Raw genomic sequence first — 12,483 nt, 5'->3', positions numbered from 1 at the left:
GGGTGAGCGATACATGGCGGATCAATTGTTGCGGGCGACCGCATTAGGAGGAAAGGTACGGGCGATTGCAGTTCGCACCAAAGAATTGGTTGAAGAGCTGCGGCAAAGACATCATTGTATGCCTACCGCTACGGCGGCGCTCGGCAGAACGGCGACAGCCGGGGCAATGATGGGCATGATGCAGAAGGGAGAAGAAAAGCTGACCATTCAGGTTAAGGGGGATGGCCCCCTTGGTCAAATCGTAGTTGATGCGAACGCTCATGGCGATGTTCGCGGCTACGTGGAGCACCCGGAAACGGACCTGCCCTTGAATGCTATTGGCAAGCTGGATGTAGCGGGAGCAGTTGGTGAAGGGTACCTGTACGTGATCAAAGACTTAGGTCTTAAGGAGCCTTACCGGGGAAGTGTGCCGATTATTTCCGGTGAGCTGGCGGAGGACTTTACCTATTACTTTGCTAAATCCGAGCAAACTCCGTCCGCTGTAGCATTAGGCGTTCTGGTGGATAGAGACTTATCGGTTAAAGCCGCGGGCGGATTTATAATCCAGCTTCTTCCCGGATTGTCGGATGAGGAAATCACACAAATAGAGCAGAAGATCAGTCAGCTCCCCCCGATTACAGCTTTGCTGGACTCCGGCAGCTCTCTTGAACAAATTCTCGAGTCGGCGGTGGGCGAGATTAGATCGCTGGAAAAAAGCCCGATTCAGTTCCAGTGCAAATGCTCGAGAGATCGTGTAGAACAAACGCTTATCAGCCTAGGTGTTGATGAGCTGGAAGCTATTTTGCGCGAAGATTCCAAGGCAGAGGTCGTTTGTCATTTTTGTAACGAAGCTTATGGCTTTTCCGATGAAGAGCTGCGGCAGCTGATTCAACAGTTGCATCAAAAATGATGAGATCGAGAGGAGATGAGGATGGGAAATCACAGACTGGTTTGGGGTCTTAATATTGTCTTGGCCGCGGCTGTCCTCTTATTGACGGGATTATTAATCAAGTCAAACTCCTCTGCTCCTCAGGACAATAACGGATCGGCACCGCAGGAAGAGGACAGAGTTATTGCCGCTATCGGGAATCATACGATCCGGATGAGCGAACTGCAGCTTAATTTAATGAAGAAATATGGGTCGCAGGTGCTCGATGAAATGCTGGACCGTTATGCCATCAAGCTGGAGGCCGAAGAGCACGGCATAATCATTACCGACAGCGAAATACAGCAGGAACTTATGGAAATGAGCCGCGGCTACGAGAGTGAGGAGGATTATTACCGCTCGATGAAGCAGCAGCTTGGTTTGGACAAAGAAGATATTATTGAAGATATTCGCTACAAGCTCTTGCTGGAAAAGCTGGCAATTCGCGATATTCCGGTGACAGAGGAGGAAGTTGACCAGTTCTTGCAGAACAATAATAAAGATTATGCAGATCGGGTGCATTTGCGCATCGCCCAAATTATCACTTTTACAGAAGAACAGGCTGCAGAGGTGCTGGCCTTATATAGACAAGGGCACGATTTCGCGGAACTTGCTAAGACGAGATCAGTGGACACCTTCAGTGCTATAGATGGCGGGGACTTGGGCTGGCTGGAGGATGATGATCCATTTGTCGATCCGGCGATTTTGCAGTCGGCATCGCAGCTTGAAGTAGGGGAGGTTAGTGCTCCTATTCAACTGAATGAAGGCTTTGCAGTTATTAAGCTGACTAACCGGCGGGTAGATTCGCTTGGCGATGAAGAGCAGATTCGCAGTAAAGCCCGCAAGGAACTTTCTTTGCAAAAAGCCCCTCCATTACGGGAAGTCATCTCCATGCTCCGTAAGAAGCGCAATGCGATCACTCTTGAAGAGTCGCTGAATTCTTGAGCGGTAATTCTTTCGATGAGCATTTTGCATAATTCGATATGATCAATTGTGGGGCAGCAAGATATAGACAAACTATTCGTTTTGATCTATATCTTGTTTTGATTAAAGCTCTGGCGGGATTTATGCAAAATGCTGAAATTAAAGAAAACTTCCTTTTTGTGACAACCCGAGGATTGACAATAGGGAAAATGATCTGCTATCATAAAGGTTATAAAACCAACTGAAATAGTCGGAAATGGGAGGGCGTTCTTGATGGCCAAATTGGTGCAAAATATTACTCAGCTAATAGGGGATACTCCATTGGTAAAACTGAACCGTGTAGTACCGGAGGATTCTGCGGAGATTTACTTGAAGCTCGAATTCCAAAATCCCGGGGCCTCAGTCAAAGACCGGATTGCCGTCAGCATGGTAGAGGTAGCGGAAGCTGAAGGAAAGCTTAAGCCAGGGGACACGATCATCGAACCCACCAGCGGAAATACGGGAATTGGTTTGGCTATGGTCGCAGCGGCCAAAGGCTACAAGGCAATTCTGGTAATGCCGGAAACCATGAGTATTGAAAGACGCAATTTGCTCAGAGCTTACGGCGCCCAATTGGTGTTAACCCCAGGCTCGGAAGGAATGAAGGGTGCAATCAAGAAAGCGGAAGAGCTCAAGGAAGCCAACCCGGATTATTTTATGCCTCAGCAGTTTAAGAATCAGGCTAACGTCAAGATCCACAGGGAAACAACCGGGCCTGAAATTGTTGAAGCGATCAAGAGCCATGATGGCAGGCTGGATGCGTTTGTAGCGGGAATTGGCACAGGCGGAACTATTACTGGAGCCGGAGAAGTGCTTAAAGCCGAATTTCCTAACATCGAAATTTACGCGGTTGAGCCAGCAGCGTCTCCAATCCTATCCGGAGGCAAACCCGGTCCCCACAAAATTCAAGGAATTGGAGCTGGTTTCGTACCGGATATCTTAGATACTGAAATCTATACTGGGGTCATCACCGTTGAGAATGAAGATGCATTTGAAACGGCCCGCAAGGTAGCCAAAGAAGAAGGAATCCTCGGAGGAATTTCCTCAGGCGCCGCTATTTTTGCCGCGCTTCAGGTAGCCGAGAAGCTTGGAAAAGGCAAGCGAGTGGTAGCGGTTATTCCTAGTAACGGTGAGCGTTATCTTAGTACTCCGTTGTACCAATTTGAAGAGTAACGAGCAATCGGATATGAAATTCGACCCCCTTCGAGGGGGTTTTTGATTTGCCAATGGAATCATACTGGTGTCCTCAGGTGGAGTAAGTTATACTTAGGAGCAAATACTACTATGCAGCAGGATGATATGTGCTTTTCGGAAGGAACGGTCATTTCATGGAACAGGAAGTTTTGACAACTCTACAGCAATGGCAGCATTGGACTGGTGAAGGGTTTTCTATGCTGCCTTATGTAGTCAGGCACCCGCTTGCTCAGGGGGAAGACCGTCCGTTAACCTGGCAAAGGGCCTGGAGGGATTATCCCGCTTCGTTCGTGCTGGAGAGCGGGAAAAGCGGCAGATATACCTTTTTAGGGCTGGAGCCTATAGAAATATTGGAAGGGAAAGATCAGCGCGGGCTGCTTAAGACAGCGGATGGACAAGCTGTCCGGCTAGAGGGCAAGCCGCTGCGCTTGCTGGAGAAGTGGATGAAGCCTTACCGTTCTCCCCGCCTGGAAGCAGCACCTAAGTTTTTAGGCGGCTGTGTCGGGTATTTTTCTTATGATATCGTGAGGTCGTTGGAGAAGCTTCCGCGTCAGGCTAAGGATGATCTGCCGATTCCCGACTATGTATTCATGCGTTTTGAAGAAGTGTGGGTCATCGATCATCGCGACAGGAGCCTTTTTTGCGTTGTCCATCATTCGGCAAAAGGCGGTCAAACAGAAACATCCGACATGGAGAACGCCTACCTTTTGACCGCTGAGCGCGCTCAAGCAATGAAGAAATGGTGGGATGATACATTAGGCAAAAAAGCGGATCAACAAGCTGAAAAGCAGTATCGGCAGCGAGTCGAGCTATGGGAGAACTTGTCCTATTTGAAAAAACAGCAGGTCTACTCATTTGAAGATGAGTTTGCTTCTTCTATTCAACCTGTTTTTCCGAAACAGGATTTTATTGCAGCGGTTCATAAAATCCAGAACTATATTGCAGAAGGAGATGTTTTTCAGGTCAATTTGTCCGTTCGGCAGAGCAAGCCGCTCCTGGCTGATCCAACTGATATTTATGAGTGGTTAAGAATTCTGAATCCCTCTCCTTATATGGGTCTGCTGCGTTTACCCCACTTTCAAATGGTTTCCGCTTCTCCCGAGCTGCTCGTTCAGCTGGAGGGAGCCACGGTACGGACACGGCCGATAGCGGGAACGAGGCGCCGTGGAGCGAATCCTGAGGAAGATGAAGCTTTAGCCCGCGAGCTGATTGAGAACGAGAAGGAAAGAGCGGAGCATATTATGCTGGTGGATCTGCTTCGCAATGACCTCGGCAGAGTGTCGGAATATGGAACAGTGAAGGTCGATGAGCTGATGGTCATCGAAAGCTATTCTCACGTGATGCATATCGTTTCCGAGGTGAAGGGCCAGCTGGCCAAGGGCAAAAGCCTCTATGATGTGATTGCTTCGATTTTTCCCGGAGGCACTATTACCGGGGCGCCCAAAATCCGCACGATGGAAATTGTCGAGGAGCTTGAACCAGTAAGGCGCGGCCCTTATACCGGCTCCTTAGGCTGGATTGACTACAATGGGAATATGGAATTAAATATAATTATACGTACGCTGCTAGCTGTTCAAGGGACGGCTCATGTGCAGGCCGGGGCTGGGATCGTAATTGACTCTGTGCCGGAAAAAGAATATGAAGAATCGTTGAACAAGGCCAAGGCGCTTTGGAAAGCTATAGAATTAAGCGAATGGATTGTAAGTTCGAAGGATATAAATGCGCAGGACATGGCATCAACAACGGGGGATTTGCTGAACAAGACATAGCCGGTCTCATGCGATCCGATCAGGCGGGGGGAAGCGTTATGATTATTGTTATTGACAATTATGATTCATTTACTTACAATCTGGTTCAATATTTGGGAGAGCTTGGGGAAAAAGTGCTGGTTTACCGCAATGATGAAATTACTCTGGATGAGATAGAAGAGCTCAAACCGGATCATTTGCTTGTTTCCCCAGGACCTTGCACGCCTAATGAGGCAGGGATTAGTCTAGCTCTCATTGAAAGATTCAAAGGGAGGATCCCCATTTTTGGAGTTTGTTTGGGCCACCAGGCAATTGGCCAGGCTTTCGGCGGAGAAGTCGTGAGAGCGGAAAGGCTGATGCACGGCAAGACCTCGGAAGTGCTGCATGATCAAAAAACCATCTTCACGGATATCCCAAGCCCATTCACGGCTACAAGATATCATTCGCTGGTTGTTCGCCGTGAAACGCTGCCTGATTGTTTGGAAATTAGTGCAGAGACAGCGGAGGGTGAAATTATGGGCCTGCGGCATAAGGAATACCAGATTGAAGGAGTCCAGTTTCATCCGGAATCCATTATTACGAATTACGGGCATCAGCTGCTGAAGAACTTTTTGCAGCAGACTACTGCGTCGGGCAGCAAGCAGTAGGTATTCTTTGTAATAGGGAGGAGTCCCGTGAACAAAGGGGGGCCGGACAGATATGATCATTTACATGAATGGCCGGTTCTTGGAAGAAAAGCAGGCCTCAATATCGGTCTATGACCATGGTTTTATGTACGGCATGGGCCTTTTTGAAACGATGCGCACCTATAACGGTGTACCTTTCTTGTGGGAGCGGCATCTCGAAAGACTGAGGGGAGATTGCCGCCGGCTTTCCATTGCCTGGACCGCAAATTCGGGGGAGCTGCTTGAAGCTGTACGAGAACTGCTGTTCCGTAATCGGCTAACCGATGCGTACCTGCGCTTATCCGTCTCGGCGGGAAGCCGAGACATTGGCTTGCCTGAGCTGCCCTATGAGGAGCCGAACCTGATCCTATATATCAAGAAATTGCCGGCTGAAGCCCGCTCTTTGGAAGCCGCAAGCCGTCATTTGCAGCGCTTAAAGCTCTGCCGCAATACACCGGAATCAGGTCGAAGGATGAAGTCTTTTCACTACATGAACAATATATTAGCAAAAAGAGAACTGGTCGGGTATGCTTGGGCAGCCGGTGCAGAAGGGCTGTTTCTTGATGCAAGAGGCTATGTGGCTGAAGGTATGGTTACCAATCTGTTTTTTGTTCATCATGAGACGATATATACCCCTCATTTGGATACGGGTATTCTTCCCGGGATTACGCGGCAACTTATTATGGAACTGGTTGAGCAGCAAGGATGGCGTATGGAAGAGGGTTATTATACCTGGGAGCAGCTGCAGCGGGCGGATGAGATATTCCTCACGAACTCGGTCCAAGGCATTGTCCCGGTTGTCTGTTTGTGGGACACGGACGGCCAGGATACCAGAATTGGAACAGGGAAGCCGGGCAAGATCACTAGAGGATTGTTTGAACAGTACCAAACCGTTGTAAGGGAGTTCTGCCAACATGTATAGGGATATCAAATACCCGGAAAGGGTGCTTGATTGCGGAAATTATCAGCTCGTACTGGGACAGAAAACACAAATTATGGGGATTTTGAATGTGACTCCCGACTCCTTCTCCGATGGCGGCCGCTACACCGATTTGCGTGCTGCGGTTGAGAGAGCGAAGCAAATGGTGGCGGAGGGAGCCGATATTCTCGATATCGGAGGAGAATCAACCCGGCCTGGCCATACGCAAGTAAGTGCTGAAGAAGAGCTTGCCCGCGTTATTCCCGTCATTCAATTGCTCAAAGAGGAAGTAAGCGTCCCGATCTCCATTGATACCTATAAAGCTGAAGTAGCCAGACAAGCGATTGAAGCAGGCGCACATATCATTAATGATGTGTGGGGAGGCGCATTGGATCCGGAAATGGCTGGAGTGGCGGCGGCTAAGAAGTGTCCGATCATCGTAACGCATAATCGTCCCAATATGGAATACGTTCACTTTATGAACGATGTAATTGGCGACTTGCAAAGGCGGGTAGAGGCACTTAAAGCCCAAGGTGTAACCGATCATCAAATCGTGCTTGATCCCGGTATCGGGTTCGCCAAAACGTATGAGCACAACCTGATCATGATGAAATATTTGCATCAGGTTACAGCTCTCGGTTTTCCGGTGTTATTAGGGACATCACGCAAAAGATTTATTCAGCGAACCCTGGATTTGCCGGCGGCAGAAGTGGTAGAAGGAACTGCAGCAACGGTCGTTTGGGGAATTGCCCAGGGCTGTGATATAGTTAGAGTTCATGATGTAGCTGCCATTCATCGTACGGTACAAATGGCGGATGCCATTGCCCGTAATCCGTTTACGGCGAAGGGGGACTGATGATGAAGGACAAGATAGTGATGAGCGGAATGCAGTTCTTTGGCTATCATGGAGTTTATGCCGAAGAGAATAAACTGGGTCAGCGATTTAAGGTTGACCTGGAGCTATATCTTCCGCTGCAGCCGGCGGGACAATCCGATGAATTGAAGGATACGGTCAATTATGGTGAAGTATATGAGACGGTAAGAGGACTGGTTGAAGAAAGGACCTTTCAACTTATTGAAACCGTGGCTGAACAGATCGCCGTTCAAGTTTTGGAGTGCTATTCCATGGTGGAAGAAGTGATTGTCCGAGTGCATAAGCCTAATCCCCCTTTCAAAGTCTTTTTTGATGGAGTAACGATTGAAATACACAGAAAGCGGGCATAGCTTATGAATTATACACACTTGAATGGACCATCTACAGCGTATATTGCCCTGGGCTCCAACCTGGGTGAACGGGAACGTTATTTGCTGGAAGCTCTGCGCAGGCTTCAACACCATGAACATATCCGTGTGAGCAGATGTTCTTCTATATACGAAACCGATCCGGTAGGAATAGTGGACCAGGGGCCTTTTTTAAATATGGCTGCCAAGCTGGAAACGACACTGACTCCAATGGAACTGCTGGAATGGATGATGCAAGTGGAAGCGGAGCTTGGACGGGTGCGGAACGTTCGCTGGGGGCCCAGAACAATTGATTTGGATATGCTCCTTTACGAGAAAGCGGAATTAAACACCGACAAGCTTACCCTACCTCATCCCAGGATGCACGAGCGGGCTTTTGTGCTGATTCCTTTGGCGGATATTATAGAAGAAAGCGATTATCCCGAGTGGCGGGAGTTATTAGATAAATGTGAGGATAAAGGAGGGGTCCGGCTGTGGAAAAAAACGGATTGGCATCGAGAATTCGTGCCTTCCGAAAGCTGAAAGGCTATACTCAGGTAGAGCTCGCGGAATCATTAGGCGTATCCGTGTCCATTATTGGATCTATAGAAAGAGGCACAAGGTACGCGGATTCTCGCACATTACAAAATATTGCAGATGTTTTAGGGATAGAGCTGGAGGAGCTGCAGCCGTCCGGAACGGTAGGAAAGGAGGAGATATAATGTTAAAAATCGGAAACGTAACGGCTAAAAACAGGGTAGTGCTGGCTCCTATGGCTGGAGTGTGCAATCCGGCGTTTCGTCTAATTGCCAAAGAGTTCGGCACCGGCCTGGTTTGTGCTGAGATGGTAAGTGACAAAGCGATAGTCCATGGCAACGAACGCACTATGCAAATGCTTTATGTAGATGAAAGGGAGAAGCCCTTGAGCCTGCAAATCTTTGGCGGTGATACGGAAACATTGGTGGAAGCGGCCAAGGTGGTGGATCGCTACACCAACGCGGATATTATAGATATTAATATGGGATGTCCTGTCCCCAAGATTACAAAATGTGATGCGGGGGCAAGATGGCTCCTGGATCCATCCAGAATTGAACAGATGATCAGTACAGTGGTCAAGGCTGTATCCAAACCTGTCACAGTAAAAATGAGAATCGGTTGGGATGAGGATCACATTTACGCAGTGGAGAATGCTAAGGCTGTAGAGAATGGCGGAGGCCAAGCCGTTTCTGTTCATGGCCGCACCCGTGTGCAAATGTATAGCGGAACCGCGAATTGGGATATTATCAAGGAAGTGAAAGAGGCGGTTTCGATTCCGGTCATCGGGAATGGCGATGTGTTTACTCCGGAAGATGCACACCGCCTGCTTGAGCATACCGGCTGCGATGGGGTAATGATTGGCAGAGGAGCGCTTGGCAATCCGTGGATGCTGTATCGTACCGTGCAATATTTGACCACAGGCGAACTCATCCCTGACCCAACCCCGCAGGAAAAAATCCGCATCGCAATTCTGCATCTGGACCGCTTAATCGACTTGAAAGGCGAAGCGGTTGCCGTAAAAGAAATGCGCAAGCATATGGCCTGGTACTTGAAGGGGATGAAGGGTGCCGCTAAAGTTAAGGATACGATTATGGAATTAACAGAGAGGGAAAAGCTCGTCAATGTATTGGAAGATTATGTCCAATCTTTTGGGGAGCCTACCGGCTCGGAAGACGTATGGAACGCGGTTGTGCATCACTAAAAGAATGGGCAAACCCAAGGGGCTCATGTAGATTGACTTTTGTTGGGGGTTGCAATATAATCAGTCAATAACGCGCATCATAAATGATTTTGCGGGGTTAGTGGAACTGGTTTTCCCAAATTAATGTCATCTTGATTGATGTGAGCAATATATTATTTATTGGAGTCTGTTTGCCACAGGTGATCAGGCGAATAAATTGTGAGTTCTTACGGCAGAGTGGCCTTTTTTACATCCAGTGCTAGGTCATAAGTGAAATGGACAATGTCGTTGAACAATTTTTCACATGAACAGGAGTTTAGCTATGAGTGAAAAAGAAGTCATTCTTACCCAGGAAGGGTTAAAGAAGCTGGAAGAAGAACTGGAAAATTTGAAATCTGTCAAAAGGCGCGAAGTGGCTGAGCGGATCAAGATTGCTATTGGTTACGGGGATATTAGTGAAAACTCCGAATACGAAGATGCCAAAAACGAGCAAGCCTTTATTGAAGGAAGAATTATTACGCTGGAGAAAATGCTGAGAAATGCCCGCATCATTAATAATGATGAAGTGGACACCAACACGGTCAGCATCGGGTCCATTGTGACCTTGAGAGATATCGAATACAATGATACCTTCGAGTATTCCATTGTAGGAACAGCGGAATCCGATCCTTCTCAAAATAAAATTTCCAATGAGAGCCCGGTAGGTAAATCGATCCTGGGCAAGAAAAAAGGCGCAGTGGTCGATGTCAGTGTACCGGCGGGCATTATTCAATACGAGATTATTGATATCAAGAAATAGCAGCACCCTTTTGGTCCAGGTAAGGTTAGAGGAATGGAAAAGCTTCCGTTGGAAGCTTTTTTCATTGCAGTTTGGCTCGCGATCACGTAATCTTTGGTAAAGAGATCCAGATGCAAGACTAAGGGACAAGCTAAATAACGTTAAGGGTAAGGCATGGCTTGGAAAATTCCCCGAATGGCAGATGTGGTTGAAGCTGAGCGAGTCTGCGGCTCGGCAAAAGGGGAAGGCTAGTACGGGAAGCTATCATATTTGTTGTCGTATGGCGGCCCGGGCGGCTGCTTGTCCATTTTGTTTTCAATCGTAAGCTATCGCATGTGAAAAAAGGAGATGATTCCCTTGAGTGAGGTCTTGGAATTAAATGAGCTGCTAAAAATTCGCAGAGACAAATTGGACGAGCTGCGGCAGCTGGGAGTGGACCCGTTTGGGCAAAAATACGAACGGACGCACACGGCCCGCGACATTATCAACAAGTATGATCAAAGCACAAAAGAAGAGCTTGCGGACTTGAATGCCGAGGTGAGTGTGGCCGGCCGGATTATGCAAAAGCGTGGAATGGGCAAGGCGTCCTTTGCTCATATCCAGGACCTGACCGGAAAAATTCAAATCTATGTGCGTCAAGATAGTATCGATGAAGTTGAGTACAAGGCCTTTGATATTTTGGACATTGGTGATCTAGTAGGGGTGAAGGGAGTCGTTTTTAAGACTAAAACGGGCGAAACTTCTATTAAGGTTCAATCCCTTCAAGTACTGACGAAGTCTTTATATCCTCTTCCGGATAAATTCCACGGACTTAAAGATGTAGAAACCCGCTATCGCGAGCGTTACGTGGATTTGATCGTAAATGAAGAAGTAAAAGATACGTTCATCACTCGCTCAAAAATTATTCAATCCATGAGGCGGTATTTGGATTCCAAAGGTTATCTCGAGGTTGAAACGCCTACGCTTCATACGATTGCCGGGGGAGCTGCAGCGAAGCCTTTTATTACCCATCACAATGCATTGGACATGCAGCTGTACATGAGAATCGCAATAGAGCTGCATTTGAAAAGACTGATAGTCGGCGGTTTGGAAAAAGTATACGAAATTGGCAGGGTCTATCGGAACGAGGGCATTTCCACCCGGCATAATCCTGAATTTACAATGATTGAGCTGTATGAGGCTTACGCAGACTACAAAGACATCATGCGTTTAACGGAAGAACTAGTGGCTCACATTGCTCAGGATGTACTGGGAACGACCAAAATCAACTATCAAGGACATGAAATAGACCTGGCTCCTCCTTGGAGACGTGTGTCTATGGTTGAAGCAATCCGTGATGTTGTCGGTATTGATTTTCAGAAAGATATGTCGGATGAAGAAGCTATCGCCCTGGCCAAGCAGCATAAAGTTCCGGTAGAGCCGGGAATGACCTTTGGGCACATCGTCAATCAGTTTTTTGAAATGTTTGTCGAAGAGACGTTGATTCAGCCTACGTTCATCACAGGGCATCCTGTTGCGATTTCACCGCTTGCGAAGAAAAGTGAAGCCGATCCGCGATTTACGGACCGCTTTGAGCTGTTTATCGTAGCCAGGGAGCATGCTAATGCTTTTACAGAGCTGAATGATCCTATTGACCAGCGCGAACGTTTCGAATCACAGCTGAAGGAAAGAGAGCTTGGCAATGATGAAGCTCATATGATGGACGAAGATTTCATCCATGCACTTGAGTATGGTATGCCTCCGACAGGCGGTTTAGGAATTGGAATAGACCGACTGGTTATGCTGTTGACCAACTCGGCTTCCATTCGGGATGTCTTGTTGTTTCCACATATGAGGGAAAAGCATTAATTCATGCCACTGCTGGACATAAATCAGGAAGGAAGAGTCTTCACCAGGTTGACGACAGGATGGGTCAATTGGTGGAGCTCTTGCTCCTTACAGTCTAGTAGTGATGAGGGCGGCGTCAACAGCTGCGCGGCTCGTGTGTAACAGCATCGCAGGGGCAAAATTAGAAGGAAACATTACATTTTCATTAGCAGGGCAAGTACAGGAATGCTTGAATGGATAGCAGATATTTGGTTTTGAATAAGATGCTGAATTAAATGCTTGACATTTTTCTGTTTCCGATGTTAATATATAAAGGTCGCTCTGATATGAACGATGAATAAATCATTGGTTGTGTCAATATAAGCGATGTTGCTTTAACAGCCCTTTGAAAACTGAACAATGAGTGAGTAATAAAGCCAGTGCAGCGGTCTAATAGACCGTGTGCGAAACGTTGATTGATATGAGCTAATCGCTCTTTCGGATATATTGCTTTCAGTACAGGACATCCTGTGTTGGGGGCACCCCCGAAAGTACTTGAATAAGCTTC

14 protein-coding genes are annotated in these 12,483 nt (G+C 47.6%); 13 read left to right on the top strand and 1 reads right to left on the bottom strand.

Going from position 1 to position 12,483, the window contains the following annotated elements:
* Window positions 1-13 precede the first annotated feature (13 nt).
* The 13 genes from hslO to lysS all read left to right on the top strand — a co-directional run bounded on the left by hslO (window position 14) and on the right by lysS (window position 11,957).
* Window positions 14-889, top strand: a complete 876-nt coding sequence (hslO, locus tag PSHG_RS24730; protein ID WP_010279327.1) for an Hsp33 family molecular chaperone HslO — start codon at window positions 14-16, stop codon at window positions 887-889.
* A gap of 21 nt (window positions 890-910) precedes the next feature.
* Window positions 911-1,849 carry a peptidylprolyl isomerase gene (locus PSHG_RS24725; RefSeq protein WP_010279326.1) on the top strand — a complete coding sequence of 313 codons (939 nt, stop codon included), beginning with the start codon at window positions 911-913 and terminating at the stop codon, window positions 1,847-1,849.
* Window positions 1,850-2,101: 252 nt separating this feature from the next.
* Window positions 2,102-3,040: a cysteine synthase A gene (cysK, locus tag PSHG_RS24720; protein WP_010279324.1), complete on the top strand. Its 939-nt coding sequence runs from the start codon at window positions 2,102-2,104 to the stop codon at window positions 3,038-3,040.
* Window positions 3,041-3,195: 155 nt separating this feature from the next.
* On the top strand, window positions 3,196-4,830 hold the full coding sequence (locus PSHG_RS24715; RefSeq protein WP_010279322.1) for an anthranilate synthase component I family protein: 1,635 nt from the start codon (window positions 3,196-3,198) through the stop codon (window positions 4,828-4,830).
* 38 nt (window positions 4,831-4,868) lie between these two features.
* Entirely contained in the window at window positions 4,869-5,456 is a 588-nt protein-coding gene (pabA, locus tag PSHG_RS24710; RefSeq protein ID WP_010279319.1) for an aminodeoxychorismate/anthranilate synthase component II, read from the top strand.
* 52 nt (window positions 5,457-5,508) lie between these two features.
* On the top strand, window positions 5,509-6,396 hold the full coding sequence (gene pabC / locus PSHG_RS24705; RefSeq protein WP_010279316.1) for an aminodeoxychorismate lyase: 888 nt from the start codon (window positions 5,509-5,511) through the stop codon (window positions 6,394-6,396).
* Window positions 6,389-7,249, top strand: coding sequence for a dihydropteroate synthase (gene folP, locus PSHG_RS24700; RefSeq protein ID WP_010279312.1), 861 nt, complete (start codon window positions 6,389-6,391; stop codon window positions 7,247-7,249). Before pabC ends, folP begins: the two co-directional genes overlap by 8 nt.
* Before the next feature lie 2 nt (window positions 7,250-7,251).
* Window positions 7,252-7,617 (top strand): dihydroneopterin aldolase, encoded by a 366-nt coding sequence (folB, locus tag PSHG_RS24695; protein WP_010279308.1) that lies wholly within the window; start codon window positions 7,252-7,254, stop codon window positions 7,615-7,617.
* A 3-nt stretch (window positions 7,618-7,620) separates the two neighbouring features.
* Complete coding sequence (gene folK, locus PSHG_RS24690; RefSeq protein WP_010279305.1) at window positions 7,621-8,157, top strand: 2-amino-4-hydroxy-6-hydroxymethyldihydropteridine diphosphokinase; 537 nt, start codon at window positions 7,621-7,623, stop codon at window positions 8,155-8,157.
* Window positions 8,109-8,336, top strand: a complete 228-nt coding sequence (locus PSHG_RS24685) for a helix-turn-helix domain-containing protein (protein ID WP_010279301.1) — start codon at window positions 8,109-8,111, stop codon at window positions 8,334-8,336. The genes folK and PSHG_RS24685 overlap by 49 nt, the downstream gene beginning before the upstream one ends.
* Window positions 8,336-9,352: a tRNA dihydrouridine synthase DusB gene (dusB, locus tag PSHG_RS24680; protein WP_010279297.1), complete on the top strand. Its 1,017-nt coding sequence runs from the start codon at window positions 8,336-8,338 to the stop codon at window positions 9,350-9,352. The genes PSHG_RS24685 and dusB overlap by 1 nt, the downstream gene beginning before the upstream one ends.
* A 301-nt stretch (window positions 9,353-9,653) precedes the next feature.
* A complete protein-coding gene (greA, locus tag PSHG_RS24675; RefSeq protein ID WP_010279293.1) occupies window positions 9,654-10,130 on the top strand; it encodes a transcription elongation factor GreA in 477 nt (158 codons plus the stop codon).
* Between the two features lie 336 nt (window positions 10,131-10,466).
* Window positions 10,467-11,957, top strand: coding sequence for a lysine--tRNA ligase (gene lysS, locus PSHG_RS24670; RefSeq protein ID WP_010279289.1), 1,491 nt, complete (start codon window positions 10,467-10,469; stop codon window positions 11,955-11,957).
* Between the two features lie 250 nt (window positions 11,958-12,207).
* On the opposite strand, the gene PSHG_RS31300 is transcribed toward lysS, so the two are convergent.
* Window positions 12,208-12,483: hypothetical protein (locus PSHG_RS31300; protein ID WP_210436489.1), on the bottom strand; the 276-nt coding region annotated here is incomplete at its 5' end.

The organism is Paenibacillus senegalensis JC66 (assembly GCF_000285515.1).
GTDB classification, from domain to species: domain Bacteria; phylum Bacillota; class Bacilli; order Paenibacillales; family NBRC-103111; genus Paenibacillus_L; species Paenibacillus_L senegalensis.
The sequence above is the reverse complement of the archived record's forward strand: the minus strand, read 5'-3'. Positions and strand labels throughout refer to the sequence as shown.

Bases quoted from the DNA above. Each gene is read 5' to 3' on its own strand.
- hslO (WP_010279327.1), top strand. From the start codon at position 14: ATGGCGGATCAATTGTTGCGGGCGACCGCATTAGGAGGAAAGGTACGG.
- PSHG_RS24725 (WP_010279326.1), top strand. From the start codon at position 911: ATGGGAAATCACAGACTGGTTTGGGGTCTTAATATTGTCTTGGCCGCG.
- cysK (WP_010279324.1), top strand. From the start codon at position 2,102: ATGGCCAAATTGGTGCAAAATATTACTCAGCTAATAGGGGATACTCCA.
- PSHG_RS24715 (WP_010279322.1), top strand. From the start codon at position 3,196: ATGGAACAGGAAGTTTTGACAACTCTACAGCAATGGCAGCATTGGACT.
- pabA (WP_010279319.1), top strand. From the start codon at position 4,869: ATGATTATTGTTATTGACAATTATGATTCATTTACTTACAATCTGGTT.
- pabC (WP_010279316.1), top strand. From the start codon at position 5,509: ATGATCATTTACATGAATGGCCGGTTCTTGGAAGAAAAGCAGGCCTCA.
- folP (WP_010279312.1), top strand. From the start codon at position 6,389: ATGTATAGGGATATCAAATACCCGGAAAGGGTGCTTGATTGCGGAAAT.
- folB (WP_010279308.1), top strand. From the start codon at position 7,252: ATGAAGGACAAGATAGTGATGAGCGGAATGCAGTTCTTTGGCTATCAT.
- folK (WP_010279305.1), top strand. From the start codon at position 7,621: ATGAATTATACACACTTGAATGGACCATCTACAGCGTATATTGCCCTG.
- dusB (WP_010279297.1), top strand. From the start codon at position 8,336: ATGTTAAAAATCGGAAACGTAACGGCTAAAAACAGGGTAGTGCTGGCT.
- greA (WP_010279293.1), top strand. From the start codon at position 9,654: ATGAGTGAAAAAGAAGTCATTCTTACCCAGGAAGGGTTAAAGAAGCTG.